The organism is Pseudomonas sp. KBN10P06128 (assembly GCF_037574945.1).
Classification (GTDB): Bacteria; Pseudomonadota; Gammaproteobacteria; order Pseudomonadales; family Pseudomonadaceae; genus Pseudomonas; species Pseudomonas aeruginosa.
In genome coordinates this window covers 4,006,781-4,033,021 of record NZ_JBBELR010000001.1, presented here as the reverse complement: position 1 = coordinate 4,033,021, position 26,241 = coordinate 4,006,781, and the positions used below count along the sequence as shown (strand labels likewise).

General features: G+C 63.6%; 19 protein-coding genes and 2 tRNA genes. 15 read left to right on the top strand and 6 right to left on the bottom strand.

Annotated elements, in window-relative coordinates; all coding sequences use genetic code 11:
- The first annotated feature begins 9 nt into the window (after nt 1–9).
- Together VQ065_RS18695 and VQ065_RS18690 are read left to right on the top strand one after the other, a co-directional pair.
- Nucleotides 10–2,664 (top strand): TonB-dependent receptor, encoded by a 2,655-nt coding sequence (locus VQ065_RS18695; RefSeq protein WP_003090359.1) that lies wholly within the window; start codon nt 10–12, stop codon nt 2,662–2,664.
- A 10-nt stretch (nt 2,665–2,674) separates the two neighbouring features.
- Nucleotides 2,675–3,889, top strand: a complete 1,215-nt coding sequence (locus tag VQ065_RS18690) for an MFS transporter (protein ID WP_003090357.1) — start codon at nt 2,675–2,677, stop codon at nt 3,887–3,889.
- Nucleotides 3,890–3,904: 15 nt separating this feature from the next.
- Here the strand turns inward: VQ065_RS18690 and VQ065_RS18685 are convergent, their stop codons facing one another.
- Nucleotides 3,905–4,933: an AraC family transcriptional regulator gene (locus VQ065_RS18685; protein WP_003090355.1), complete on the bottom strand. Its 1,029-nt coding sequence runs from the start codon at nt 4,931–4,933 to the stop codon at nt 3,905–3,907.
- Between the two features lie 617 nt (nt 4,934–5,550).
- Here VQ065_RS18685 and pqsH point away from each other — a divergent pair.
- The 5 genes from pqsH to VQ065_RS18660 all read left to right on the top strand — a co-directional run bounded on the left by pqsH (nt 5,551) and on the right by VQ065_RS18660 (nt 10,250).
- Complete coding sequence (gene pqsH, locus VQ065_RS18680) at nt 5,551–6,699, top strand: 2-heptyl-3-hydroxy-4(1H)-quinolone synthase (protein ID WP_003090354.1); 1,149 nt, start codon at nt 5,551–5,553, stop codon at nt 6,697–6,699.
- Nucleotides 6,700–7,040: 341 nt separating this feature from the next.
- Nucleotides 7,041–7,685 (top strand): response regulator transcription factor GacA, encoded by a 645-nt coding sequence (gene gacA / locus VQ065_RS18675; protein ID WP_003090351.1) that lies wholly within the window; start codon nt 7,041–7,043, stop codon nt 7,683–7,685.
- Nucleotides 7,686–9,512, top strand: a complete 1,827-nt coding sequence (gene uvrC, locus VQ065_RS18670; RefSeq protein ID WP_003090350.1) for an excinuclease ABC subunit UvrC — start codon at nt 7,686–7,688, stop codon at nt 9,510–9,512. It begins immediately after the preceding gene.
- Between the two features lie 33 nt (nt 9,513–9,545).
- Nucleotides 9,546–10,106: a CDP-diacylglycerol--glycerol-3-phosphate 3-phosphatidyltransferase gene (pgsA, locus tag VQ065_RS18665; protein WP_003090349.1), complete on the top strand. Its 561-nt coding sequence runs from the start codon at nt 9,546–9,548 to the stop codon at nt 10,104–10,106.
- Between the two features lie 68 nt (nt 10,107–10,174).
- Nucleotides 10,175–10,250 (top strand) — tRNA-Gly (locus VQ065_RS18660).
- Between the two features lie 732 nt (nt 10,251–10,982).
- On the opposite strand, the gene VQ065_RS18655 is transcribed toward VQ065_RS18660, so the two are convergent.
- Nucleotides 10,983–11,843: a fimbrial protein gene (locus VQ065_RS18655; protein WP_223193878.1), complete on the bottom strand. Its 861-nt coding sequence runs from the start codon at nt 11,841–11,843 to the stop codon at nt 10,983–10,985.
- A gap of 831 nt (nt 11,844–12,674) precedes the next feature.
- On the opposite strand from VQ065_RS18655, the gene VQ065_RS18650 reads away from it, so the two are divergent.
- The 3 genes from VQ065_RS18650 (at nt 12,675) to VQ065_RS18640 (ending at nt 16,641) form a co-directional block, all read left to right on the top strand.
- Nucleotides 12,675–15,653 (top strand): response regulator, encoded by a 2,979-nt coding sequence (locus VQ065_RS18650; RefSeq protein ID WP_023657335.1) that lies wholly within the window; start codon nt 12,675–12,677, stop codon nt 15,651–15,653.
- A gap of 90 nt (nt 15,654–15,743) precedes the next feature.
- A complete protein-coding gene (locus VQ065_RS18645; RefSeq protein ID WP_003090076.1) occupies nt 15,744–16,277 on the top strand; it encodes a ProQ/FINO family protein in 534 nt (177 codons plus the stop codon).
- Nucleotides 16,278–16,567: 290 nt separating this feature from the next.
- Nucleotides 16,568–16,641: transfer RNA gene (locus tag VQ065_RS18640), tRNA-Cys, on the top strand.
- 392 nt (nt 16,642–17,033) lie between these two features.
- Here VQ065_RS18640 and VQ065_RS18635 read toward each other — a convergent pair.
- Nucleotides 17,034–18,074 carry a hypothetical protein gene (locus VQ065_RS18635; RefSeq protein ID WP_003090073.1) on the bottom strand — a complete coding sequence of 347 codons (1,041 nt, stop codon included), beginning with the start codon at nt 18,072–18,074 and terminating at the stop codon, nt 17,034–17,036.
- Nucleotides 18,075–18,497: 423 nt separating this feature from the next.
- Between VQ065_RS18635 and VQ065_RS18630 the strand changes: the two genes are divergently transcribed.
- Both VQ065_RS18630 and kynA read left to right on the top strand, forming a co-directional pair.
- Nucleotides 18,498–19,088, top strand: coding sequence for an NAD(P)H-dependent oxidoreductase (locus VQ065_RS18630; RefSeq protein ID WP_003090071.1), 591 nt, complete (start codon nt 18,498–18,500; stop codon nt 19,086–19,088).
- A 324-nt stretch (nt 19,089–19,412) separates the two neighbouring features.
- The gene (gene kynA, locus VQ065_RS18625; RefSeq protein WP_003090069.1) at nt 19,413–20,279 is read left to right on the top strand and encodes a tryptophan 2,3-dioxygenase; all 867 of its coding nucleotides are present in this window, start codon (nt 19,413–19,415) and stop codon (nt 20,277–20,279) included.
- A gap of 31 nt (nt 20,280–20,310) precedes the next feature.
- Here kynA and VQ065_RS18620 read toward each other — a convergent pair whose 3' ends face one another.
- Nucleotides 20,311–20,871 (bottom strand): GNAT family N-acetyltransferase, encoded by a 561-nt coding sequence (locus VQ065_RS18620; RefSeq protein ID WP_003090067.1) that lies wholly within the window; start codon nt 20,869–20,871, stop codon nt 20,311–20,313.
- Between the two features lie 14 nt (nt 20,872–20,885).
- Nucleotides 20,886–21,323, bottom strand: a complete 438-nt coding sequence (locus tag VQ065_RS18615) for an Lrp/AsnC family transcriptional regulator (protein ID WP_003090065.1) — start codon at nt 21,321–21,323, stop codon at nt 20,886–20,888.
- A gap of 132 nt (nt 21,324–21,455) precedes the next feature.
- Between VQ065_RS18615 and VQ065_RS18610 the strand changes: the two genes are divergently transcribed.
- On the top strand, nt 21,456–22,355 hold the full coding sequence (locus VQ065_RS18610) for a DMT family transporter (RefSeq protein ID WP_003090062.1): 900 nt from the start codon (nt 21,456–21,458) through the stop codon (nt 22,353–22,355).
- A 64-nt stretch (nt 22,356–22,419) separates the two neighbouring features.
- Here the strand turns inward: VQ065_RS18610 and VQ065_RS18605 are convergent, their stop codons facing one another.
- Nucleotides 22,420–23,022 carry a nitroreductase family protein gene (locus VQ065_RS18605; RefSeq protein ID WP_003090061.1) on the bottom strand — a complete coding sequence of 201 codons (603 nt, stop codon included), beginning with the start codon at nt 23,020–23,022 and terminating at the stop codon, nt 22,420–22,422.
- Between the two features lie 346 nt (nt 23,023–23,368).
- Here VQ065_RS18605 and alkB1 point away from each other — a divergent pair, with 346 nt between their 5' ends.
- Both alkB1 and VQ065_RS18595 read left to right on the top strand, forming a co-directional pair.
- Nucleotides 23,369–24,517 (top strand): alkane 1-monooxygenase AlkB1, encoded by a 1,149-nt coding sequence (gene alkB1, locus VQ065_RS18600; RefSeq protein WP_003090058.1) that lies wholly within the window; start codon nt 23,369–23,371, stop codon nt 24,515–24,517.
- A 111-nt stretch (nt 24,518–24,628) separates the two neighbouring features.
- Complete coding sequence (locus tag VQ065_RS18595) at nt 24,629–26,236, top strand: methyl-accepting chemotaxis protein (protein ID WP_003090055.1); 1,608 nt, start codon at nt 24,629–24,631, stop codon at nt 26,234–26,236.
- Nucleotides 26,237–26,241 lie beyond the last annotated feature (5 nt).

Sequence of the window (26,241 nt, the reverse complement as noted above, 5' to 3'; positions counted from 1 at the left end):
GATTCGACCATGCCCGATGTACGTCTTTCCTCTCGTTCGTTGACCCCCGTGCTCTGTGCGGTGGGGCTCGCCTGCGCGCTGCAGGGCGAGGTGCAGGCCGCCGACGGTGGGCCGCGCGACGCGGCCACGGCGCCCCGGGTATTCGACATAGCGCCCGGCGAACTGGCCGAGGTGTTGTTGAACATCGTGCGCCAGGGACACGTGCCTATCGCCTTCGACCAGCGCCTGGTGGCGGGGTTGCGCGGACCGGATATCCGCGGCCGGCTCAGTGTCGAGGACGCCTTGCGGCGTGCCCTGGCCGGCAGCGGGCTGGTATACGCGCAGGACGAAAGCGGTGCCTTCGTCCTGCGCGGCGGACAGGCGCCTGTGCAGGAGACGCGAGGTGCGGCGGCGGCACCGACCTTGTCCACCGTGGTGGTCACCGGCACGCGCAAGAGCGATGTGAAGGCGCAGGACAGCCTGAGCCCGATCGACGTGGTCAGCGCTACCCAGCTACGTAGCAGCGGCGCGGTCGACCTGCGCGATGCACTGGTCAAACTGCTGCCCTCGCTGACCCGCCAGGCCCAGCCGTTCAACGCCTCGGCGTTGACCCACACGCAGTCGCTGCGCGGGCTGAGCCCCAACCATGTGCTGGTGCTGGTGAACGGCAAGCGTCGCCACGAAACGGCCAATCTCAATATCAGCGGGGGACTGGAGAAGGGCTCCACCGGCGTCGATCTGGACACCATCCCGATCAACGCCATCGAGCGGGTCGAGGTGCTGCGCGACGGTGCTTCGGCACAGTATGGTTCGGACGCCATCGCCGGGGTGATCAACGTCATCCTCAAGTCCGCCGACCACGGCGGGTCGGCGGCCGCTGACGTCGGGCAGACCGGCGACGGCGACGGCTTCACCCATGGCGGCGGGGGGAACATCGGACTGGCCTTCGGCGATAGCGGCTTCGTCAACCTCACCGCCGAATATCGCGAGCAGGAGCGCACGATGCGCAGCGGCATCGATGAGCGCACCGGTCGGCGCGACAACATTTCCATGGGCGATCCCGCGTTCCACCGGCAATCGCTGGCGCTCAACTCGGGTTTCGGGTTGGGCGACGATATCGAGGTGTACGGCTTCGGCACCTATACCCGGCGCAAGGCCTCCTCGGCGGCCAACTATCGCCTGGCCTCGGTGGCACCGACGCTGTATCCGGACGGCTTCACGCCGCGCCCGAACAGCGACGAGGACGACTATGCGTTCCTCGCCGGGGTGCGCGGCGAGCGTCTGCTGGATGCCTGGCACTGGGACCTGAGCAGTGGCTACGGCGCCGACCGTCCCGATATCGGCATGACCCAGTCGGTGAACGCGGCGATCTACCGTGAAACCGGCAACAGCCCAAGAAGCTTCGACCTGGCGCGCTACCGCAACAGCCAATGGACCAGCAACCTGGACCTGGGGCGGGAATTCCAACTGGATTTCCTCGCTGCTCCGCTGGCGTTGTCGCTGGGTGCGGAATACCGGCGGGAAAGCTACCGCATCGACGCCGGCGACCCGGCGTCCTACTACAGCGGCGGGGCGGAATCCCTGGCTGGCCTCTCGCCGCTCAGCGAGGGGCAATGGTCGCGGCACGCCTGGGCGTCCTACCTGGACCTGGGTACCTCCCTGACCCCAGCCTGGGAGGTCGACTTGGCGGTGCGCCACGAGAAATTCAGCGACTTCGGCAGCACCACCAACGGCAAGTTCGCCACCCGTTACCAGTTCGATCCGCGGGTGGCGCTGCGCGCCAGCGTAAGCAGCGGGTTCCGCGCGCCGTCCCTGGTCCAGGAGCACTACACCGGCCTCAGCGTCGGTCCGACCATCGCCCTCGGCCTGCTGGCGGCCAACTCGCCGGCAGCGAAGATGCTCGGCGCCGACGAACTGCAACCGGAGAAGTCGACCAGCTTCAACCTTGGCCTGGTACTCAACCCTTGGGAAAACGTCGGGCTGAACATCGACGCCTACCAGATCAGCATCCGCGACCGCATTGTCGACAGCGCCACCTATTCCGGCCAGGAAGCCATCGATGCCCTAGCTGCGGCGGGGATCTCGTTGCCGGCCAGCGCCAGTACGGTCAGTACCCATTACCTGGCCAACGGTGCCGACACCCGCACCCGCGGTGTCGACATCACCGGTCACTACCTCGTCGCGCTTGGCGAGTACGGGCAGGTCGACTGGGAACTGTCGGCCAACTTCAACCGCACCACCTTGCGCAAGAACCATCGAGGCGCCAACGGCGAGCCGCTGCTCAATGCCCAGCAGGTCGCCTGGATCACCAGCTCCACCCCGCGCAGCCAGGTTTCCCTCGGCGGCACCTGGAGCCGCCAGGACTGGGAGGTCAGCCTGCGCCTGACGCGCTACGGCCGGACCAGCTCGGAACTCGACTACACGGTAGGGCCGGACGCCTGGTCGACGGAGAAATTCAACCATTTCGTCAACGACCCGAAGTACATCACCGACATCGCCGCGCGCTACCGGCTCAGCGCTGACCTGACGCTGACCGCCGGCGCCGACAACCTGTTCGACGTCCGTCCGGACAAGCTGCCCGCGCAGAACACCACCTATGGCGACGTGCTGCGCTACGACACCTATGCCTCGCAGATCGGCTTCAACGGCGCCTTCTACTACCTGCGCGCGGCCTACCGCTTCTAGAGGGCCAGGCGTGGCGCAACGAGAATTTTCCGCGACCAGCGGCGGCGTGCTGCTGGCGTCGGTGGTGGCGATCATGCTCGGGCCCACCGGCATCCTGCTGAACACCTTCAGTCTGTTCATCGCACCGATGAGCGCCGAGTACGCCTGGGACCGCGCCGAGGTGTCGTTGCTGGTGACGCTGTTCGGACTGGCGGTCGCCATCACCAGCCCGCTCAAGGGCTGGCTGATCGACCGTTGGGGCGCGCGGCGGACAATGCTCGGGCTGACCGCGGCCCTGTCGCTGCCGCTGCTCGGCCTGGCAGCGGTGAATGCCGTCTGGCAACTCTACGCGCTGTTCCTGCTGATCGGCCTGCTGGCGCCAGGCAACCTGCCTTACGGACGTATCCTCGGACTCTGGTTCCGCCAACGCCTGGGCGTGGCCTACGGCCTGCTCGGCCTGGGCTTCGGGGTGGGCGGGCCGCTGGGCCTGCTGGTCGGCCACCAGAGCCTCGAAGCGTGGGGCTGGCGCGGCGCTTTCCTGGTCTACGGCGTGCTCGAACTGGGCCTGGCGCTGCCGCTGCTGGCCTGGCTGTTCCGCGAGCCAGCGCCGGGCGCTGGCGTGGCCGCCGGCACGGCCGTAGCGGAAACCGCGCTGAGCGGATCGTCGGCGCCCCAGGCCTGGCGCAGCGCCAGTTTCTGGCTGGTGCTGGGCAACCAGGTGCTGGCGGTGTTCGTGATGTCCGGGATCATGACCCATGGTGTGCCGATGCTGGTGGAGCGCGGTTTGTCCCGGGGCGAGGCGGGCACCGCGCTGTCGGCGTTGTGGGTCGGCATGATGCTGTCGCAGCCGCTGATGGGCTGGCTTCTCGACCGCGTGGCGACGCCGCGGGTGGCGTTGCCCTTCGCCCTGGCGGCGGTGCTCGGCATGGCCTGGTTCCTGGTGGGCGACACACCGAGCAGTCTATGGCTGGCGGTGTTCCTGGTCGGCCTGGGCGGAGGAGGGGAAAGCGGCACCACCAAGTACCTGTTGATGCGCTACTTCGGCCTGCGCAGCTTCGGTGTCATCTACGGTTCGATCCAGCCGTTCACCTTCGCCCTGTCGATCAGTCTCGGCACTTACCTGCTGGGCTGGCTGTACGACCGCGCCGAAGGCTACGGGACGGCCGAATGGGTGCTGCTCGCGGCTTTTTCCCTGGCTGCGTGCAGCCTGTTCGCCTTTCGCCCCTATCCGCAGAAATTGCCCTGAGGGGAATCATGCCGGCTAGCGTTCGCCCTGGCGCCGCGCGGTCTTGCCGCCGATGCGGGCCTGGCGATAGTCGTTGGCGCACTGTCCCGTCCAGCGGCGGAAGGCGTGGCGAAAACTGGAGGTATCCATGTAGCCCAGCCTCTCGGCGACTTCCGCGATGCGCAGTCGCTCGTCCCGCAGCAGTTGGCGCGCCCTGTCGTGGCGGACCAGGTCGAGCACTTCCCGGTAGTTGGTGCCCTCGTCGGCGAGCCGTCGGCGCAGCGTCCGCTCGGTGACCTTCAACTGCCGGGCGACCCAGGCGATGCTCGGGTAGCGGTCCTGCAGCACCTCCAGCAGTGCCACGATGCGTTGGCGGTAGCCGCCCATCTCGCGGGTGACGCGGGTGTTGAAAGCCTTGCTGCCGAGCGCCAGCGAGGCCTGGAACACGGCGGAGTTGGCAGTGGCGATCTCGGCCTCGAGCAATTCCTCGGGGAGGGTGAAGGTGATGCCTTCGCCGGCGAAATACACCGGCACCCGGAAATACTCCTCGTATGCCCGCACGTCGCCGTTCCTTTCCGGGAGGCGCAGGCGGACCAGTTCCAGATCGCCCAGCAGCAGGTCGCGGAACACCGCGTAGGCGGCCGACGCCAGGACGTTGGCGTGGTACAACCGGGCCGACTGCGGCCAGTCCGGCTTGTCCTGCAGGTCGATATCCACATCCACGGTGTCGCAACTGGAACGTCTCACCGCGATCCTGCGGATGTCCTTGCGGAACAGCAGCATGTTGGTCTTGATCAGTTGCAAGGCTTCGCCCACGGTGCCGGCACTCTGCAGCGCCAGCCCGGCGACGCCATAGTCGGAAAGGCGGTAGTGCTCCCCCAGGCTCAGGCCTTCCAGGGGGGAGCGCCCGTTCAGCACGATCCACTCGTAGAGCGCTTCGCTGGGTAGGCGCGGCTCGGCAGCCGAACCCTGGCGCATGTCCGGAGGCGTGATGCGTTGCACGGCGAGGTAGTTGTTGAGTGGTCGCCACTCGAAATCGTACTGGATGTTTTCGGACGGGCTCATCGGTTACCTCTTGCACGCGATGCTATCGCCCTGAAGGCGTCAGGGCTTCGTTATTCCATGCGGATGTCGTTTCGGTTGATTTTCGTACGCTGGGCTTCCGGCAATCACTACCTTGCGTAAGGGGTTGACAGGAGCGGGGTCTGCGTATAGTCGCGCCTCCGCGACGCCGTGCCGATCGGTCGTGCATGCTCGCCGTGGCCCGGCCGAACGCTGCCGTCCCGGCCACTCTCTCCGGGGTGGCTGCGCCTGGATGATCGTCGTGGGCGGTGGTGGCGCGGGCCGATCGCCGTGAGCTTCAAGCGCCATCGCCGTTTGCCGGCGCTCGGGAGGCTGCTGGCCAAGGAAAACCGTAGCGCCGCGGCGGGCGGCTGCTAGCGGGGATTTCCGGCCACGCGTGCCGTGCCCGGGCCACGCTTGCCTTCCCGGCGCGCCGGACTTCCGGTGGCCGGGAGGACAGGAAAAGCGAGCGGCGAGGTGTCGGCGAGCAGGGTCAACTCGATCTTCTGATAGGGTCGGTGGGCTGTCCGGGGCGGCTAGGATGGACATTTTCATCGTCTCGGGCAGGCCTGTCGCGACCGCGCGAAGTCGCGACGGATGCCGCTGCTAAGGAGCAACGGATGACCGTTCTTATCCAGGGGGCCGGGATCGCCGGCCTGGCGCTGGCGCGCGAATTCACCAAGGCAGGCATCGACTGGCTGCTGGTCGAGCGGGCCAGCGAGATCAGGCCCATCGGTACCGGCATCACCCTGGCGAGCAATGCGTTGACGGCGTTGTCCAGCACCCTGGATCTCGACCGGCTGTTCCGCCGTGGCATGCCGTTGGCCGGCATCAACGTATACGCCCACGACGGTTCGATGCTGATGTCGATGCCTTCCAGCCTGGGTGGGAATTCCCGCGGCGGCCTGGCGTTGCAGCGCCACGAACTGCATGCGGCGCTACTGGAGGGGCTGGATGAGTCGCGCATTCGGGTCGGGGTCTCCATCGTGCAGATCCTCGACGGACTCGACCACGAACGCGTGACCCTGAGCGACGGCACTGTCCACGACTGTTCGCTGGTGGTCGGTGCGGATGGCATTCGTTCGAGCGTGCGACGTTATGTCTGGCCGGAGGCGACCTTGCGTCATTCCGGCGAAACCTGCTGGCGCCTGGTCGTTCCCCATCGGCTGGAGGACGCCGAGCTGGCGGGAGAGGTCTGGGGGCACGGCAAGCGCCTCGGCTTCATCCAGATCAGCCCGCGCGAGATGTATGTCTACGCGACCCTGAAGGTGCGCCGGGAGGAGCCCGAGGACGAGGAGGGCTTCGTCACCCCGCAACGGCTGGCCGCCCACTACGCGGACTTCGACGGCATCGGCGCGAGCATCGCCCGGCTCATACCGAGCGCCACCACGCTGGTGCACAACGACCTCGAGGAGTTGGCCGGCGCCTCCTGGTGCCGCGGACGGGTAGTGCTGATCGGTGACGCCGCACACGCCATGACGCCGAACCTAGGGCAGGGCGCGGCCATGGCCCTGGAGGACGCCTTCTTGCTGGCGCGCCTGTGGTGTCTGGCGCCGCGCGCCGAGACGCTGATCCTGTTCCAGCAGCAACGCGAGGCGCGGATCGAGTTCATCAGGAAGCAATCCTGGATCGTCGGCCGCCTTGGTCAATGGGAATCGCCCTGGAGCGTCTGGCTGAGGAATACCCTCGTTCGCCTGGTGCCGAATGCCAGTCGCAGGCGCCTCCACCAGCGTCTTTTCACCGGTGTCGGTGAGATGGCCGCGCAGTAGCCGCAGGTGCCAGTGGCGTCTTGGTCGCCTGTTTTCGAGTTCGGCGATGGTCGCTATGGAGAAGTCCCGGGCGACCAGGGCGCTTGCGCTTTACCAGGCCCGGCGTCGCTGGGCTCTCCACAGGTTCGCCGGTTTTTGCTGCGATCCGGTCTGCCGCTCGCCGGGGGCTGGCAGTATACTTCGCAGCGCCCGTTCGATGCCGTCGAATGATGTTTCCATGACGCTTGATTTATGACGCCTTTGCGCCAAGCTAGGTCATGGGATGGCTTTCTGTTAAGGTTGCCGAAATCTCCTGGGGGCCCGTGTGGGCGGTTGTCTGCTAATGCGCGACGAGGTGCAGCGTGATTAAGGTGCTGGTGGTCGACGACCACGATCTGGTACGCACCGGTATTACCCGCATGCTGGCCGACATCGAAGGCTTGCAAGTGGTCGGCCAGGCCGACTGCGGTGAAGACTGTCTGAAACTGGCCCGCGAGCTGAAGCCGGATGTCGTCCTGATGGACGTGAAGATGCCCGGTATCGGCGGCCTGGAGGCGACCCGCAAGCTGCTGCGCAGCCAGCCCGACATCAAGGTCGTGGTAGTCACCGTCTGCGAAGAGGATCCGTTCCCCACCCGCCTCATGCAGGCCGGCGCCGCCGGCTACATGACCAAGGGCGCGGGGCTGGAGGAAATGGTCCAGGCGATTCGCCAGGTCTTCGCCGGCCAGCGCTATATCAGCCCGCAGATCGCCCAGCAACTGGCGCTGAAGTCCTTCCAGCCGCAGCAGCACGATTCCCCCTTCGATTCGCTGTCCGAGCGCGAGATCCAGATCGCCCTGATGATCGCCAACTGCCACAAGGTGCAGAGCATCTCCGACAAGCTGTGCCTGTCGCCGAAGACCGTGAATACCTATCGCTACCGCATCTTCGAGAAGCTCTCGATCACCAGCGACGTGGAGCTAGCGCTGCTCGCCGTCCGCCACGGCATGGTCGATGCCGCCAGCTAGATGAGCGCCGTTTTCGACGCGAGCGCTTTCCTCGCTACCTGCAGCAATCGTCCGGGCGTCTACCGCATGTTCGATGCGGACGCCAAGCTTCTCTACGTGGGCAAGGCGAAGAGCCTGAAGAAGCGCCTGGCCAGCTATTTCCGCAAGTCCGGCCTGGCGCCGAAGACCGCTGCGCTGGTGGCGCGGATCGCCCAGGTGGAAACCACCATCACCGCCAATGAAACCGAGGCGTTGCTGCTGGAGCAGACGCTGATCAAGGAGTGGCGGCCGCCCTACAACATCCTGCTGCGGGACGACAAGTCCTATCCCTTCGTGTTCCTCTCCAGCGAGGATGAGTATCCGCGGCTGTCCCTGCACCGCGGCGCGAAGAAGCGCAAGGGGCGTTACTTCGGTCCTTATCCGAGCGCGGGAGCGATCCGTGAGAGCCTCAACCTGCTGCAGAAGGCGTTTCTCGTCCGCCAGTGCGAGGACAGCTATTTCCGCAACCGTACGCGGCCCTGCCTGCAATACCAGATCAAGCGCTGCAAGGGGCCCTGCGTGGGACTGGTCAGTCCTGAGGAGTACGCCGAGGACGTGCGCCACTCGGTGATGTTCCTCGAAGGAAGGAGCAACGCGTTGGCCGACGAGCTGAACGTCGGCATGGAGCAGGCGGCGATGCGCCTGGACTTCGAGAAGGCGGCGGAGTTGCGCGACCAGGTGGCGATCCTGCGGCGGGTCCAGGACCAGCAGAGCATGGAAGGTGGCAACGGCGACGTCGACATCGTCGCCGCCATCGTCACCCCTGGCGGCGCTTGCGTACACCTGATCAGCGTACGCGGCGGGCGGGTGCTGGGCAGCAAGAACTTCTTCCCGCAGGTCGCGATCGAGGAGGAGGTGGGCGAAGTGCTGCTGGCGTTCCTTGGCCAGTACTATCTCAGCCACCAGGAGCGCGACCTGCCGGCGGAGTTGATCGTCAACGTGACGCACGAGGATTTCCCGGTGCTGGTTTCGGCGATCGCCGAAGCGCGAGGCCGCGAACTGGAGATCAGCTACCGGGTGCGTGGTACCCGCGCCCGCTGGCAGCAACTGGCGGTGACCAACGCCGAACAGGCCCTGGGCGCACGCCTGGCCAACCGCCAGCATGTGGCGGCACGCTTCGAAGCCCTTGCCGAGGCGCTCGACCTGGCGGAGCCGCCGCAACGCCTGGAGTGCTTCGATATCAGTCACTCCAGCGGCGAGGCCACCGTGGCTTCCTGCGTGGTGTTCGGCCCGGAAGGGCCGCTGAAGTCGGACTATCGCCGCTACAACATCGAAGGCGTCACGGCCGGCGACGACTACGCGGCGATGCACCAGGCGCTGACCCGCCGCTTCAGTCGCCTGAAGGACGGCGAGGGGAAGATGCCCGACATTCTCCTGGTGGATGGCGGCAAGGGGCAATTGGCCATGGCCCAGGAGGTGCTCCAGGAACTGGCGGTCGCCGGTCTGATCCTGCTCGGCGTGGCCAAGGGCGTGACCCGCAAGCCGGGGCTGGAAACCCTCTACCTGAACGATGCCTCCCACGAGTTCACCCTGCCGGCCGATTCGCCGGCGCTGCACCTGATCCAGCAGATACGTGACGAAGCGCACCGTTTCGCCATCACCGGCCACCGTGCGCGGCGCGGCAAGGCACGGCGGACGTCGACGCTGGAGGATGTCCCCGGCGTCGGCCCGAAACGTCGGCGCGACCTGCTCAAGTATTTCGGCGGGTTGCAGGAATTGTCGCGGGCGAGTATCGATGAACTGGCCAAAGCCCCCGGTATCAGTAAAAAGCTTGCCGAGCAGATTTATGCCGTCCTGCACAGCGAGTAGAATGCCGGCTCACCTCGCAGCCTAGATGGTCCGATGAATATCCCCAATCTGCTCACGTTACTGCGCGTCCTGCTCATTCCGATCTTCATTCTGCTGTTCTATCTGCCGACGTCCTGGAGCTACCTGACCGCCAGTGCCGTGTTCGCCCTGGCCGCCGCCACCGACTGGCTGGACGGCTACCTCGCCCGGCGCCTCGGCCAGAGCACGCCGTTCGGCGCCTTCCTCGACCCGGTCGCGGACAAGCTGATGGTGGCGGTTGCGCTGGTCCTGCTGGTGGAAGAGCACGCCAACCTGTGGCTGACCCTGCCGGCGGTGATCATCATCGGCCGCGAGATCGTGGTTTCCGCCTTGCGTGAGTGGATGGCCGAACTGGGGGCGAGGGCGCAGGTCGCGGTGTCCAACCTGGGCAAGTGGAAGACCGCGGCGCAGATGCTGGCGCTGGTCATTCTCCTGGCGAATCCGCCGCTGATGACCTTCTGGGTGATTCTCGGCTACGTGCTGCTGATCATCTCCGCGGCGCTGACCCTGTGGTCCATGGTGCACTACCTGCTGGCCGCGTGGCCGCATCTGTCGACCACCCCGAAAGAGAAATAAACTTTTTTGAATCAAGGAGTTGACACGGCGCCGCGATGCTATAGAATGGCGCCCGTCACCAAGACGATGCGGGAATAGCTCAGTTGGTAGAGCACGACCTTGCCAAGGTCGGGGTCGCGAGTTCGAGTCTCGTTTCCCGCTCCAGATATAGATCCACAGGCTTGCCTGTAGATCATTGAAAAAAGGGCCTTAGGGCCCTTTTTTCGTTTCGGCGGGTTCCATCGGCCCGGCATCGGCCAGCATCTTCTAGTCCATTCTTTAGTGCATCAGTGCTGGGCGGCGGCTACAGATCGTCTATCCCTTGATCCGCGCAATAGAGCATTGAGCATGGTGCGTTGCCATTCGGCATTCGAAGGCCACCGGCAAGGTCCATATAGTCTTAGTCATCGATGGCCTTTCCCTGGCTGTTTCGCCCGAGGATGGCAAGAGCCGGCATTTCCACTATCGCTGGAAGGACAAGCAAAAGGCGCTTGGTCGGGCAGCTATCCTGAAGTCGCTCTCAAAGAGGCTCGCAGCCGATGCGTCGTGTCCGCGAATTGATCGCATGCGCTCGGCTCTTGCGAGCAACGGACACAGGAGTGCCGGGAAGCCCGGTGTGTGGAAGGGGCGCCTTCTCGAAGATACATCTACCGAGTCATCGGAATGCCCTGTCGCATCGACGACCCGGCATTGGGTCGGTTCCCGCGATTTGACCCGTTCATGCGGTCGATGAGTTACGCGCAGAGCGAGCCCCCTTATCTCTAGGTATTCAACTTAGGCGGAGCCGACGGGGAGGCGCTCATTCCGGAAGTTGGTGGGCATCGGCGTCGCCTCATCGATGCGTTGGTTGTACCGCAGTGTGAGCCGGGTTCGGTTCGACCGACCGGTTCTGCTGGGTTAGTTGTACTCCAGGATGTAGGTCAAAATGGAGTCAGCTTTACCCGCGGTGATTTTTCCGCCAGTGGCGACATAGCGAGCCGATCCCACAAAGCGGTACATCTCCCTCCCTGCACCGCTGGCCAGCCAGTCCAGGGGCAGGGCCCTGGCTTGGGTGAATGGCAATGCCGCTCCCTTACTGGACGTCAACGAAATGCCGACTCCTTGGGCTACACCGGCTTCTCCTCTGCCTGTGAGGTTCAACAGGCCATCCTGGATCGAGTTGCCTTCAAAGTAGACCTTCACAGGAGGTTTGACACTCGGATTGAGCCCTTCGCACACAACATCCAGTGAAAAGCCATGATCTGGCACAGCCCCTCTTTTGATGTCATACGCCGTTGGGCGCCCCATGTTGACATCAATGGTCGACTTTTGTGTGCTGCACGTGGTGAAGAAAGCGTTATGTTCAAGCGTTGCGCGAAGGTTATATCCCTCTATGGTGAATTCAGCCCTGGATGGATTTGTGTAGTTGGTATCGATGAAAAAATTGGTTGAGTAGTTAAAAGGGGTGATGTCTCCCTTTCCTACTCCCATTGCGGTTCGGATGAAATCAACTACGAGAACAGTGGGCATATAGCGCATGGTGCCGATGTTGCCCGTGGGGTAGGTGGCGGGAGCTGCTGTCGGTTCGGTCCAGTTATAGCGTGCTCGGTGTCCAATTCTGATACCGACCCCTGGCACTCCAGACTCATAGAGGCCATTTCCATCTATTGGAATGAGGGTCGTTTTGGGAGCTGTAAAACCGAATTGTCCGGGCTTTCCGTCACTTCCGCACCACGCCCAGCCACCTAGAGTTTCTCCTGAGCCGACTTGCACGGTCATTGTTCCCATCGATTTACCGATCGGTGCGTGCTTCAAGGTGAAAACGGATTGGAGGCTCTGTATCGGCAGGGGGGTCTTGGTAGGTAGTTCAGGCTTGCCGCAATAGGCCACCGAGGAGAGCGACCAAAGGCATCCAGCGGTCGATATACCAATGCAGAAGAGTAGCTTGACGTGTGCGGGAGCTGGCTTTTTCACGGGAACCCTTGAACTCGTAGGATGATTTGCTCACGCTGATTATTCCATCCCTGGTCTTTCAACTGAGACAGGACCGGTCCGGGGGGCTTGTATGAAATTTCTTAACTTTCTGATTGGAAGTAACGCTGGAATCTGATCCTCTCAACCAGCCATAACACTTGAGGTTGCGCAGGTCTCTGGCGGGAATGCTTGCCAGGCGTAGTGCCTCGCATCCTGTCGGCGGATTCATCGCAAGGCGGTCTTCCTGCGATGCTATGGGGCAGGAGCTGCGGCCGCAGGATGAAGCGTTCGTGGAGCGGCTTCGGGAAAAGCCGTGGCGCGGAAGGCTGGGAAAGGAACTCATGGGAAGGGCCACGCAATGGCTGCCTGGCGTTCCTCGACTGTGCCTGCCTGTCCTGTCTCGAAGACTAGTCCTTAATTCAGTCCATCGATCCGAGGTGAGTGCAAGGCTCTCCTTTGGAGTCAGTATCATGGAGGCTCGTTTCCCGCTCCAGGATATCGATATGCAGATTTCACCAAGTTCTGCAGAACCTCGAAAAGGATCGAGAGGCCCTTTTTTCGTATCAGCGTAAAAACACCGGCAGCCGCTCGTTTCCGCCACGGCTGTCTGGGAAAAATACCCGTTCACCTGCTAACATGGCGACATCGGTGCCGATGTGTCCGCAGGCTCTGGGGCGCGGATGCCATGCCCTCTATCCGGCCGGAGAACTTTGCCATCGAAGACTCGACATGCTGACAAGGTCGTTGCTGTCTGCGGTCTTTTGCCTGTTGCCGATCATCCTGCAGCCGCTGCCCGTCGCGGCCGAATCCATCCTGCTCGATGGTCGTATGACGACAACGACGCGCCCCTGGCTCGACAAACGAGCCAGGCAGTGGCTGGATGCCCGGGAGCCGCTGACGATAGGCGTGGTTTCTCCCGACTATCCGCCGCTATCCATCTTCTACGCAGGTTCCTACAAGGGCTTCACGGCCGATTACCTGGCCCTGGTGTTCGAGCGGCCGTTGCGCGTCAGGGACTTTCCGTCGCGGCAGGCGGCAATCGCTGCGTTGTCGCGGGGAGAGATCGATCTGCTCGGTGTCGGTAGCGAGGTCGAGGCCCGGCAACACGGATTGCTGGCATCCGCTGCGTATCTTTCCGACCGGCCGGTACTGGTGTCTTCCAGCGGCGCCCCGTTCGATTCGCAGGCGGAGTCCTGGCTGGCCACGGTCAAGGGTTATCTTCCCGCCGAACGTATCAAGGCCGCCTATCCGCACAGCAAGGTCATCTGGTTCGACTCGCCGCAGCTTGCCCTGGAAGCGCTGAGCATGGGGGACGTCGATGGCGTGCTGGGTGACGCCGTCTCCGCGCACTATCTCATCCAGACCCATTACCTGCTGAACTTGCGTATCGAGAACTTCGCGCCCATCGACAGCCAGGGTTTCCGTTTCCTGCTCCGGCCGGGGGATGAGCCTCTGCTCGCGGTCCTCGATCGAGCCCTGCCGCGTATCAATGGGCGCTACGGCGACGAACTGTTGCGCAGTTGGAGCGCCGGGCGGCGCCTGCGTTTCGACGAGCCCAGGGTGACGCTTGCGCCGGCGGAACAGCGTTGGCTCTCCACGCATCCGGTCGTGCCGGTGGTGATCAACCATTCCCTTGGCGCGCTCGGGCAACTGGATAGCGAGGGGCGGCTGAGCGGTATCGGGCGTGACTATCTGGACCTGATCGGCAAGCGCAGCGGCCTGCAGTTTTCCTTCAGCGGAGCCCGAAACTTCGTCGAGGCGAAACGTCGACTGGATGCGGGCGAGGCGTTGGTTACGCCGACCATGCCCTCGACGGAGCGTCTCGATTCCGGCCTCGAGGTCCTGACTCCCTACCTGCGTAGCACCACGGTGCTGATGAGCGCCAGCCGGGGCGGCCGGGGCGAACGGCTGGAGCGTGTCCATGGCCTCGCGGATCTCGACGGCAAGCGATTGGCCACGACGGTTGGCTATTTCCTCAACGACACCATTCGGCGCGATCACCCTGAGATCAAGCTCCAGGTCTATCCGACCTTTCTCGCCGCGATGCAAAGCGTCGATGCCGGACAGAGCGAGGCTTCCATCAGCAGCGATTACACCGGTCGCTATCTGTCCGCCCAGCATTTCGACAACCGGATCCAGGTCGTCGGTATCCTCGATGATCTCTCCATTCCGATCAGCATCGGTGTGGCGAGGAACCAGCCCGAGCTGCAGGGCATCCTGGAGAAGGCGCAGCTGGCGATCGCTCCGGAAGAAGTGGCGGAAATCCTCCACCGCTGGGAGCCTCGCTTCGCCAAGGGAGGGACGGACTTCTGGCGCGATCACCGGAGCAAGATTCTGCAGATCGGCGGATTGTTCGGCGTACTGATTTCCATCTCTCTCATCTGGGGTTTCTACCTGATGCGCCAGGTGCGCAAGACCCGCCAGGCAGAAGAGCAAGCCGACGCTGCCAACCGTGCCAAGAGCGTGTTTCTTTCGACGATGAGTCACGAGATCCGCACGCCATTGAACGCGGTCATCGGCTTGCAGGAGCTGGTGCTGAAAAAGGGCGAGAAGGGCGTGTTGGATCTCGATTCGCTGAGCATCGCCCAGGAAGCTGCCCAGGGGTTGCTGCTTCTGCTGGGCAATATTCTCGATTTGTCGCGGATCGAATCCGGTCGGTTCGATTCCGCTCCCGAACCAGTGCTTCCTGGCGAGTTGATCAGAGGGATCCTGCCGCTGGTTGGCGGGCTGACGCGGCAGAAGAATCTTTCCCTGGCACTGGAACTCGACGGGGATCTCGAGCAGTGGGTGCTGGTGGATCCCCTGCATTTCAAGCAGGTGTTGTTCAACTTGCTGGGCAACGCCATCAAGTTCACCGAGCGCGGTGGGGTAACGGTGCGGGCGGTGGGGCGGCGCGAGGCGGAGAGGCTTCATTTGCTGCTCGAGGTAAGCGACACCGGCCTCGGTATTTCGGAGGAGGACCAGGCCAGGCTGTTCCGGCCATTCTCGCAGGTCGGCTCGCCTGCGCTTGGCCAGGCGTCCGGCAGCGGCTTGGGGTTGTACATCAGCCGACGCCTGGTACACCTGATGGGCGGCCAGATCAGCCTGCGCAGCGAGCTGGGCAACGGCTCCTGCTTCTCGGTCGAGTTCGATCTTCCGCTGACCGAACCTCCGCCCAGCGAGTCCAGCGAAGCGCGTTCCGGAGTTGCCGAGGTCGAGGAGCGGAAAGAGGTAAGGGCGCTCTCGATATTGCTTGCGGAAGACCATCCGTTCAATCGGCTGACCCTGACCATGCAATTGGAAAGCCTTGGACACCGGGTGACCTCCACGGAAGATGGCGAGGAAGCATTCGAACGTTGGCAGGGCGAAGACTTCGACGTCGTGATTACCGACGGCATGATGCCGCGGATGGATGGCTACGAGCTGGCGCGACGGATCCGCTCGCAAGAAGCCCTTGGCGGTCGGCGTCGCTGCTTGGTGATAGCGCTTACCGCCAGCGCCGAGAAGGATGCGCTGGAGCGTTGCCTGGCTGCCGGCATGGACCGGGTCCTGTTCAAGCCGACTACGCTCGATGAGCTCGCTCGGGCGCTGAACGGGGGAGAGCCGCTCATGCCTACGAGCGTCGATTCGCAATGAAAGTGCCCGACTGGTTGCCGTTTTGCGTGCCGCGAGCGGATGTATCGGGTAATCTCTCGCAGAAATGAACCAGCACTAGTGAAGCGAACGATGGGTTTTGAACAACTTGCCGAGCTGAGAGACCGTCTGCGCGCACAGGCGGCGCAGGCGAAACCGGCTCAAACCAAAAGCTCCGCGGGACGCGCGAAGAAACGTGAAGCCGTCGAGCCAGGAGTCGAGGCTATCTGGAGGCTGCAACGGCATTTCCCGCTGGCGTTTCCGAAAAGCCCCGCGGCCAAGGTTCCGCTCAAGCAGGGCATCCTCCAGGATGCGCAGCAGCACCTCGAGCTACTGGGAATCACCGCCGAACAACTGAAACAGGCCATCGCCACCTGGTGCCAGGGCAGCCGCTACTGGAGTTGCATGGTGGAAGATGCGCCGCGGCTGGATCTGCAAGGCCAGGTTGCCGGCAAGGTAACCGCCGAGCAGGCGGTGTATGCGCGGCGGCAGGCGTCTCGCCGGCAGCGCGAGCAGATGCGCGAGAAGCGCGCCAAGCGTGCCCAGGCAGGTAGCGAAGCGCCGGCCGCCACGGAGGCGCCGACGCCTGAAGCGCCCGCAACCGAAGCGAGTCCCGAGGCGAACTGATCGCCGGGGCAGGGCGCGTCGGGTCCTGGCGCGCTCCTCGGTTGTCGGTCGCCGCGGGGCCCATTTCGCGGACGGCTGGGCCCGTTTCTCCCGGCTTGTGCTACGCAATAGCCTGATCTGCAAAGTTTTTTTCGTAGAGCGCTTGCCAAGCCCGGCGAATCCGTCCATAATTGCGTCCATTCCAGCGATGGGTGAGCTAAAAATCTTTTGAAATCAAAGGGTTATAAGTTCAAAATCGCACCAGGAAAGAGATTTCAGCGATATGCCAAACGCATGTCGCTTCGCTTAAAGGCTGAGTAGCAGAGTGGTTATGCACCGGATTGCAAATCCGTGAACGCCGGTTCGATTCCGACCTCAGCCTCCAACAGGAAAGCCCCGTAGCTCAGTGAGTTACGGGGCTTTTTTCTTTCCTGTCCGGTATTGCTGAAGCAAGTTCCTTGGGGTGTCCCCATAACGCTTTCATACTTTTACGGCCTCGCAACCGCCTCCCTCTCCCGATAAGCCGCTCCGTAATTACTACTTTCCCGGAGTGTCCGAGGAGTACCCCTGCACCTGTCACGTTTTCGGCCGTTGCCTGCAATTCAGCCCCGTGCGCGGCTTTTATCTGGACGCAAGATCCGGTCTGGGTCGGTCATCGGCTGGTCGTCATCGAACATGACCAGCCGAGCCGGTCTGTCCTGCCGCCTGCCTTCCGGGCCTCTATCGATCAACCGTTGTGGCGACCGCGAGCGGAAGGCGCTTGGCGGAGGGCCCGTTTCATCTTGCCTTGCGTTTCAAGGAAACCGGCAGGCCCCAGGTCAGGTCTTCCATGCCTGCTTCGCCGAGTATCTCGGTTTTCATCGGCTGGATCCGCGCGAGCACCTGGCGGCCCGTTTCATCAAGCCTTGGCTGCTCGCGATCGATGAACCTTTTCGTCAGCTCCATGGGCGCTGGCCTCATGAAGACCTGGAGATCCTGCAAGGTGCACTTGATGTTTTGCGTGTCCACGGCCTTGCAGGTCTTCCTGTCATAGCTCACGGCCGGGGTCTTCAAGTGGAACCGATCGCTGAGCAGGATCTGCCCAGGCTGAATGGTGAAGGACAGCGGGGCATAGGCGTCGGGTATCTGCGCTTGCAGCTTGATGGAGGGGACATCCTCGATCTTCGTGCCTTCGGCCCAACCGGCATCCGAGACCATTTCCCGCTGGCTGTATTGCTGCTCGGTCCAGCCCACGCATTGGCCGGAGGCCATGTGCACGGCGCTGCAGACATTCTGTGTGTAGGTTTTGTCTGCATAGGAGGCGTCGCGCCAGTAGTTCTCCTTCACGAACCGGCGATACAGCACGGCGGACAGGTTCACCGAACCAAGTGGGCTGGCAGCCGGCTGCCCCTTTGGCGCCTTGATCTGGGCAAGGGTGCTGTCGATCTTGTAGTCGATCCCTCCGGACAGCAGGTAGGTTCCCGGCGGGACGATGTTGACCTCGAGGAAGTCCCACAGATAGACGGCTTCCTTGATCTTCTCCAGGTCGTTGTTGGCAAAGGCCTGCATGTAGGCGATCCCAGGCACGTCCTTGTTCTTGAATATGACCCGATGCGAGTAGCTGGAGAGGTCCGTCACGCTCTTGTTGGGCATGAGCGCCGGTACCAGCACCACGGACATGCCTTCGCGGGTAGCCTCATCGATCATGTTCAGGAGCTGGTTGGTGGGGTTCTGATGGGAGCCGCCGAGTCCGGCGTTGCCTAGGGAGGCGCAGGCTGACAACAGGCTTGCCGGGAGCAGGATCGCGAAGGGGCTCAGACGCCGAGCGATGGTTTTCATGAGATATCCTTATCTATACGGGCCAATGACTTAAGGCGAGTGCGGGAAGAATCCTAATCTACTCCTTGCGGATTCCCAAGGAGCGTTCGTCCCGCGCGTAGGAAGGAGCGTTTGAGTCGAGCGCGTCACAGCCTGTTGCTGCAATCCTGGGTACTCACATGCGTTCGAATGCTGGCGAGCCAGTGCGTACCGCGTTGGTGATGGCTCGCTGCGGGTAGAGTTCGTGCCGGTCATCGAGGGCTGGCTGCGTGGGGGCGCAATGAAGACGCGGATCCCAGCTCTTCTGGCGATTCGTGAGTGCGGATCAAATCTGTTTTACCGCCGTACGACTTTTTCCGTTCCCTGCGCCTATCTAACCTGCCGCTCTCTTCAACCCGGGATCGGCAGGCATCTCCGCTGCGGTTCCAGCATGTACGGAACACCATGAAAAACATTCTCCTGCTCAACGGCGGAAAGCGTTTCGCACATTCCGACGGTCGCCTCAACCAGACCCTGCACGAAACCGCCCTGGCCCATCTGGACCGCCGTGGCTTCGACCTGCGCCAGACCTTCATCGACGGCGGCTATGACATCCCGGCGGAGGTGGACAAGTTCCTCTGGGCCGACGTGGTGATCTACCAGATGCCCGGCTGGTGGATGGGCGCCCCGTGGACGGTGAAGCGCTACATCGACGAAGTCTTCACGGCCGGTCATGGCAGCCTCTATGCCAACGACGGTCGTACCCGCTCCGACAGCACGCAGAAATATGGCAGCGGCGGTCTGGTGCAGGGCAAGCGCTACATGATCTCGGCGACCTGGAATGCACCACGGCAGGCGTTCGACGATCCGAGCGACTTCTTCGAAGGGAAAGGCGTGGATGCGGTGTATTTCCCCTTCCACAAGGCCAACCAGTTCCTCGGCATGTCCGGCCTGCCGACGTTCCTCGCGGTGGATGTGATGAAGCGCCCGGACGTCCCGGCTGCCGTCGCTGCCTACCAGGCGCACCTGGACAGGGTGTTCGGGCGCGCCGGCTGAGTTCGACGGCGGGCCTCGTGTCGCTTCGCTGGATGGAGTGGCGGATCGAAATCCAGGCTCTCGGGACGAGGCCTAACGGTCACGGATCCGCTATCCGGGCTTTTGTCGGCCACGACCCGCGAGTGATCCGAAATTCGATTTTTCCATCGATCCGTCGAATTAGATTTCATCGGGGACGGGGAGGAAAGGATGCTTTGCACGAATATTCGAATGGGGGCATCGTAAAATGAGCGCGCTTCGACCGCGTCGAAGCCACCCCCGACAACGTTGCCGGCAGGTCGCTCATCGACTTCCGACGCCTGCCGCCGAATTCAGGAGATTCACATGTGTCCTTGCCCTCACTCCCAGGCCCAGGGAGAAACGGACGGAGAGGCTGAGTGGCATAACGCCGCCCTGGACTTCACCCATGCGATGAGCTACGGCGATTACCTGAAGCTGGACAAGGTCCTGGACGCCCAGTTCCCGCTTTCGCCCGACCACAACGAAATGCTGTTCATCATCCAGCACCAGACCTCGGAGCTATGGATGAAGCTGATGCTCCACGAACTGCGGGCCGCCCGGGAGCACGTCAAGTCAGGCAAGCTCGGTCCGGCGCTGAAAATGCTCGCCAGGGTCTCGCGGATCTTCGACCAGCTGGTACACGCCTGGGCGGTGCTGGCCACCATGACGCCGACCGAGTACAACACCATCCGCCCGTACCTGGGCCAGTCTTCCGGTTTCCAGTCCTACCAGTACCGCGAGATCGAATTCATCCTCGGCAACAAGAACGCCACCCTGCTCAAGCCCCATGCTCACCGCGCCGAGCTGCTGGCAGCCTTGGAGCAGGCCCTGCATACGCCGTCGCTATACGACGAAGCGATCCGCCTGATGGCCGCCCAGGGGCTGCCGGTAAGCCAGGAGCGGCTCGTCCGGGACGCGGCGGCCGGCACCTGTTACGAGGCCTCGGTGGAGGCGGCGTGGCGACAGGTCTACCAGGCGCCGGAGCGCTACTGGGACCTGTATCAGTTGGCGGAAAAACTGATCGACCTGGAGGATTCGTTCCGCCAGTGGCGCTTCCGTCACGTGACCACGGTGGAGCGCATCATCGGTTTCAAACCCGGCACGGGCGGAACCGAGGGAGTGGGGTATCTGCGCAGCATGCTCGATACCATCCTCTTCCCCGAACTGTGGCGGCTCCGTTCCAACCTGTAGTACCGGATGAGGCGCAGCATCCGCCTGCGCCTCAGTCGTTGCCGGCGCCTCCCGCCGCCCACTCTTGCCGCAAAAGCCCCATGAGAACGACATTCCAGCGTTCCCGGCCGACCCGGGTGGCGGAGCGGCGCAAGCCTTCTTCGCGGAACCCCGCGCGTCGATAGAGATGACGGGCGGCAGCGTTCCAGTCGTACACGTTCAATTCAACGCGCTCGATGTCGGCGTCGGCGAAAGCCTCGGCGAGCAGCGCCTCCAGCATCGGCAGCCCCAGGCCCTGGCCGCGCGCGTTTGGCGCCAGGGCTATGCGAGCCAGGCGGACGACGCCGTTGCGGCGGTCGAACAGCAACTGGCAATGGCCGATGACCTGGCCATCCAGGCAAGCGCTCCAGAGCAGGCGCAGCGGCGGTTGCCGGCGGCTTTCCGCGAGGTCTTCATGCATCTGCTCGAGGCTCAGCGGATGCCGCAGGGCGGGGCCGGCCCATTGCACCAGCTCCTTTTCCGTGGCGAACCAGCGTTGCAGGGTGGGGAAGTGTTCCAGCTGGAACGGGACGAGTTGCAGGTCCGGGACGGAACCCGTGCCGGGTGTGGGCATGCGGAGTGCCTCGCTCAGGTCATCGGGGGGAGCCGGCGTTTAACCGGGGACTTCTTGACGATGGCGGTGTTGGTTTCCGCGTAGCCGTTGATCCTGTCCAGCAGCGTGTCGAGCTGTTCCATCGAACGGACCTGGAGGCGGGCGATGAAGCAGTCGTCACCGGTGACCTTGTCGCACTCGGTGAACTCGGCGATGTCCTGGATCTGTCGCTCGACCTCGTGCAGCTTGCCGGGCAGGGGGCGGATGCGCACGATCGCCTGGAACTGGTAGCCGAAACAGCGGGGGTCGACATCCAGGGTGTAGCCGCGGATCACGCCGCGTTCTTCCAGTTTGCGCAGGCGTTCGGCGACGCTCGGGGCCGATAGTCCGCTGACCTGGGCGAGGGCCTTGAGGGACAGTCGCGAGTCAGCCATGAGGGCGTTGATCAGGCGTTGGTCGATGTCGTCGGTCATGTCGGCCTCGAAAGTTTTTTTTCAAAATAGCCCTGATAAAAAAGGTCGTCACGGTTTTTTGCCTGAGTAATGCGATGGAGGGCTGGAAGACGGCTTTGGATAATCATAGGCCTGTCTTGCGGGAGAGCGCTCATGAACGATCCGATCCGTCGCGGTACGCTGGAAATGACTTCGGCCATGCTGATCTGCGGCACCATTGGCTGGCTGGTGCTGCTCTCCGGGCAGCCCGTGCTGGACGTGGTGTTCTGGCGCTGCGTATTCGGTTTCGCCGCCCTGCTGGTCGCCTGTGCCGTGCTGGGCTTCCTGCGCCGCGGCAGCCTGGGGCGCGAGGCGTTCCTGCTGGCGCTCCTCAGCGGGGTGTTCATCGTCGGCAACTGGGTGTTGCTGTTCGCATCCTACTCACGGGCTTCGATCGCCATCGGTACCGCGGTCTATAACGTCCAGCCGTTCATGCTGGTGGGGCTAGGCGCGGCGTTTCTCGGCGAGAAGGTCACGGCGCGCAAGCTGGGCTGGCTGGGGCTTTCGTTCGCCGGCATGCTGGCGATCGTCAGCGCCCACGGCGACAGCGACGCCCCGCGCGGGGACTACCTGTTCGGTATCCTCCTGGCGCTCGCTGCCGCGCTGCTGTATGCCTTTGCCGCGCTGATCGTGAAGCGCCTGCAAGGCACGCCGCCGCATCTTATCGCGTTGATCCAGGTGGGCACCGGCGTGCTGATGCTCGCACCGCTGGCGAACCTTGCCGAACTGCCCCGGGGCGTTGCTCCCTGGGCCAGCCTGGCGACCCTGGGAATCGTCCATACCGGGCTGATGTACGTGCTGCTCTACGGCGCCATTCAGAAATTGCCGACGGCGCTGACCGGTGCGTTGTCCTTCATCTATCCGGTCGCGGCGATCCTGGTGGACTGGCTGGTCTTCGAACATCGCCTGAGCCTGGCGCAGTGGCTTGGCGTGGCCGCCATCCTGCTTGCCGCGGCGGGCATGCAGCAGGGTTGGAGCGTGCGCCTGCCGGGGCCGGCAGTGCGGCGCGGCTGAGGCGGCGGGGAAAAGAAAAAGCCCCGCGACGGGGGCGGGGCTTTTCTACAGCGATCTCGGCCGATCAGTTGCCGAAGACCTTGAAGCGTTCGCTTTCGGCGATGAAGGCTTTCTCGCCCGCCGGGGCGGCGATGGCGCCGAAAGGCATCTGTGCGCGCAGCTTCCAGCTTTCCGGCAGGTTCCAGGTCTTGTGGGTCTGGGCATCTACCAGCGGGTTGTAGTGCTGCAGGCTGGCGCCGACCTTGTGCTCGGCGAGGACGGTCCACACCGCGAACTGAGCCATGCCGCTGGCCTGCTCCGACCACACCGGGAAGTTATCGGCGTAGAGGGCGAACTGCTCCTGAAGCTGGCGCACTACCGTCTGGTCTTCGAAGAACAGTACGGTGCCGGCACCGGCAGCGAAGGAGTTGAGCTTGGTTTCGGTGGCGGCGAAGGCGTCGGCGGGAACGATCTTCTTCAACTCGTCCTTGGCGATGTTCCAGAACTGCTCGTGCTCGGCGCCGAACAGCACGACCACCCGCGAGGTCTGCGAGTTGAACGCGGAAGGGCTGTGCGAGACGGCCTCCTTGACCAGTTCGACGACTTTCTCCTGGGAGATAGGCAGTTGCTTGTCCAGGGCGTAGATGGTGCGGCGGTTCTTGATGGAGGAGAGGAATGCGTCAGACATCGTGAGGCTCCTTGTTTGGAAGTTGGATTCGATATTAGCGACGGCCTCGATGAGATCAATGGGAAATAACCGGTGATTCCTATCGACTGATGTGATGGATGTCCTGTTTCCCCAGGAAAGCCGGGTATCAGCAGTCCAGCGAGGCCGACAGCGAGGGATGGCGAGTACGGATGAAATCGGAATATCGAGAAAGTCGATGGGCATAAACCCGCGAGAACCTGGCCGTTGATTCAGGTCAAGCAGGGTGGAGGCCAGGGAGGCGGCCAACCTTTAGTGATGGTGACCCGGCGGCCCGGCTCGGTGATGGTTCGATTGTAGGATTGTCGGACAAAAACTGGAGCGCACGATGTTTGAAAATTTCTCTCCCACCACCATGCTGGCCATCAAGAAGTACGCCTATTGGCTCTGGCTGCTGCTGGCGTTGTCCATGCCGTTCAACTACTGGATGGCCCAGGACAGCGCACATCCGGCCTTCTGGGCATTTTCCCTGGTGATTGCGGTATTCGGCATCGGGCCGCTGCTGGACATGCTGTTCGGCCGCGACCCGGCCAACCCCGACGAGGAAACCCAGACGCCGCAGTTGCTCGGCCAGGGCTACTACGTATTGCTGACCCTGGCCACGGTGCCGGTGCTCATCGGCACGCTGGTCTGGGCCGCTGGCGTGTTCGTCGCTTTCCAGGAATGGGGCTGGCTCGGCCGGTTGGGCTGGATCCTCTCGATGGGCACGGTGATGGGAGCGGTGGGGATCGTCGTCGCCCATGAGCTGATCCACAAGGACTCGGCGTTGGAGCAGGCTGCCGGTGGCATCCTGCTGGCCGCCGTGTGCTACGCGGGGTTCAAGGTCGAGCATGTGCGCGGCCACCATGTGCATGTGTCCACCCCGGAGGACGCTTCGTCGGCGCGTTTCGGCCAGTCGGTCTACCAGTTCCTGCCGCATGCCTACAAGTACAACTTCCTCAACGCCTGGCGCCTCGAAGCGGTGCGGCTGCGCAAGAAGGGCCTGCCGGTGTTCGGCTGGCAGAACGAACTGATCTGGTGGTACCTGCTGAGCCTGGCGTTGCTGGTCGGTTTCGGTTGGGCGTTCGGCTGGCTGGGGATGGTTTTCTTCCTTGGCCAGGCGTTCGTCGCGGTGACCCTGCTGGAAATCATCAACTACGTCGAGCACTACGGCCTGCATCGGCGGAAGGGCGAGGACGGGCGCTACGAGCGGACCAACCATACCCACTCCTGGAACAGCAACTTCGTCTTCACCAACCTGGTCCTGTTCCATCTGCAACGGCATTCCGACCATCATGCCTTCGCCAAACGCCCCTACCAGGCCCTCCGCCATTATGACGATAGCCCGCAGATGCCCAGCGGTTACGCCGGGATGGTGGTGCTGGCGCTGATCCCGCCGCTGTGGCGGGCGGTCATGGATCCCAAGGTACGGGCCTACTATGCGGGCGAAGAGTTCCAGTTGACGGCCGAACAGAGCGAGCGGCCGGCGGCCTCCTGAGCATCGCCGATGCCTCCCGCTCCGTGCCCGGATAGCTCTTCGTTCGGGTAATTCCGCCTTGCCGGGGGTTGGCTATCCTTAGCGATATCTCGCATGGAAAGGAGCCCAGGGATGAACATTCGGCAGAGGATCCTCGCTTCGGGCGCCATCGGCATCGTGGCTGTGGTGCTGCTCGGCGGGGTCGGCTTCTGGGGGCAATTGCGGTTGGGCAAGGCGCTGACGGAGAACGAGCTGAGCGTCAATGCGCTGCGCAACCACATGGAAGGCGACATGATGCACGACGCCTTGCGCGCCGACGTCCTGGCGGCGTTCGTGGTCCAGCCCGGCGACGGCGCGGCGGCCGAGCAGGTCCGCGAGGACCTGCAGGAGCACAGTCAGTGGTTTCGCAAGGTAGTCGAGCAGAACCAGGGGCTGCCTCTCAACGACGCCATCCACCAGGCGCTGGTCGAGTTGCGGCCCGACCTGGAAGCCTACATCGGCGCCGCCGAGAGCATCGTCGGCAAGGCGTTGCTCGATCCCGTGGCGGCGCGGGCCGAGCTGCCGCAGTTCGTCCAGGCCTTCAAGGATCTGGAAGGGCGCAACGAAGCGCTCAGCAGCCTGATCGAGAAACACGTCGAGCAGACCAACCGGGCGCGCGAAGACAGTATGCGCTATTCCGCCTGGATGCTCGCGGGCGGCATCCTGGTCGCCTGCCTGGTCCTCGGACAGCTCTGTCGCCAGTTGCTGCGCGCCGTCCTGCAGCCGCTGCGCAAACTGGTCTCATCGGCCCGGGTGATCGCCCAGGGCAACCTGCAGGAGCCGATCGGCGTCGACAGCAATGACGAGGCCGGCCAGTTGCAGCGGGCGTTGGGCGAGATGCAGGAGAACCTGCGGCAGATGATCACCATCATCCGCCAGGAAAGCGAAGAGCTCCACGACACCTCCCAGTCCATCGGCCAGACCTCGCAGTCGATCGTCCACGGCGCCAGCCAACAGGCCGACAGCGCCACTAGCATGGCTGCGAGCATGGAAGAGATGATCACCAATATCTCGCAGATTTCCGACCACGCCGACAACGCCAGGGTGATCTCGGCCAAGTCCGAGGAGCTGGCCAGCAGTGGCGGACAGGTGATCCTCAACGTGGTGGAGGGGATGAGCCGCATCGCCGACGTGGTCAACCAGTCCTCCACCAGCATCACCGCTCTCGGCCAGTCGTCGGACGAGATCCATTCGATCATCCAGGTGATCAAGGGGATCGCCGAGCAGACCAACCTGCTGGCATTGAACGCCGCCATCGAGGCGGCGCGGGCCGGAGAGGCCGGGCGCGGTTTCGCCGTGGTCGCCGACGAGGTGCGCGGGCTGGCGGCGCGGACCACCCAGTCGACCCAGGAAATCACCGCGATGATCGAGCGTATCCGCGCCAGCACGGGGCAGGCGATCAACAGCATGGAGGCCGGCGTGAGCCGGGTGAACGAGGGGGTGTCGTTCGCTCGTCAGGCTGGGGTATCGATCAACGAGATCCTCGATGGAACCCGTCATGCCGCGTCGGTGGTCGACGAAATTTCCCAGACCATCCGCGAACAGTCGCGCGCCAGCGATGAAATCGCCCAGCGCGTGGAACTCATCGCCCAGCGTTCGCAGCAGAACACCCAGGCGATGCACGAGATGGCCGCCACCGCCAGGCGCCTGAACGAGGTTGCGGCGACCATGCGCTCTTCGGTAGAGCGCTTCAAGATCTGACGGGA

What these genes read in the sequence shown, in the direction of transcription:
- VQ065_RS18695 (WP_003090359.1), top strand. Translation starts at nt 10, where the DNA reads ATGCCCGATGTACGTCTTTCCTCTCGTTCGTTGACCCCCGTGCTCTGT.
- VQ065_RS18685 (WP_003090355.1), bottom strand. Translation starts at nt 4,933, where the DNA reads ATGAGCCCGTCCGAAAACATCCAGTACGATTTCGAGTGGCGACCACTC.
- pqsH (WP_003090354.1), top strand. Translation starts at nt 5,551, where the DNA reads ATGACCGTTCTTATCCAGGGGGCCGGGATCGCCGGCCTGGCGCTGGCG.
- uvrC (WP_003090350.1), top strand. Translation starts at nt 7,686, where the DNA reads ATGAGCGCCGTTTTCGACGCGAGCGCTTTCCTCGCTACCTGCAGCAAT.
- pgsA (WP_003090349.1), top strand. Translation starts at nt 9,546, where the DNA reads ATGAATATCCCCAATCTGCTCACGTTACTGCGCGTCCTGCTCATTCCG.
- VQ065_RS18655 (WP_223193878.1), bottom strand. Translation starts at nt 11,843, where the DNA reads ATGACCGTGCAAGTCGGCTCAGGAGAAACTCTAGGTGGCTGGGCGTGG.
- VQ065_RS18650 (WP_023657335.1), top strand. Translation starts at nt 12,675, where the DNA reads ATGGCGACATCGGTGCCGATGTGTCCGCAGGCTCTGGGGCGCGGATGC.
- VQ065_RS18645 (WP_003090076.1), top strand. Translation starts at nt 15,744, where the DNA reads ATGGGTTTTGAACAACTTGCCGAGCTGAGAGACCGTCTGCGCGCACAG.
- VQ065_RS18635 (WP_003090073.1), bottom strand. Translation starts at nt 18,074, where the DNA reads ATGAAAACCATCGCTCGGCGTCTGAGCCCCTTCGCGATCCTGCTCCCG.
- VQ065_RS18630 (WP_003090071.1), top strand. Translation starts at nt 18,498, where the DNA reads ATGAAAAACATTCTCCTGCTCAACGGCGGAAAGCGTTTCGCACATTCC.
- kynA (WP_003090069.1), top strand. Translation starts at nt 19,413, where the DNA reads ATGTGTCCTTGCCCTCACTCCCAGGCCCAGGGAGAAACGGACGGAGAG.
- VQ065_RS18620 (WP_003090067.1), bottom strand. Translation starts at nt 20,871, where the DNA reads ATGCCCACACCCGGCACGGGTTCCGTCCCGGACCTGCAACTCGTCCCG.
- VQ065_RS18615 (WP_003090065.1), bottom strand. Translation starts at nt 21,323, where the DNA reads ATGACCGACGACATCGACCAACGCCTGATCAACGCCCTCATGGCTGAC.
- VQ065_RS18610 (WP_003090062.1), top strand. Translation starts at nt 21,456, where the DNA reads ATGAACGATCCGATCCGTCGCGGTACGCTGGAAATGACTTCGGCCATG.
- VQ065_RS18605 (WP_003090061.1), bottom strand. Translation starts at nt 23,022, where the DNA reads ATGTCTGACGCATTCCTCTCCTCCATCAAGAACCGCCGCACCATCTAC.
- alkB1 (WP_003090058.1), top strand. Translation starts at nt 23,369, where the DNA reads ATGTTTGAAAATTTCTCTCCCACCACCATGCTGGCCATCAAGAAGTAC.
- VQ065_RS18595 (WP_003090055.1), top strand. Translation starts at nt 24,629, where the DNA reads ATGAACATTCGGCAGAGGATCCTCGCTTCGGGCGCCATCGGCATCGTG.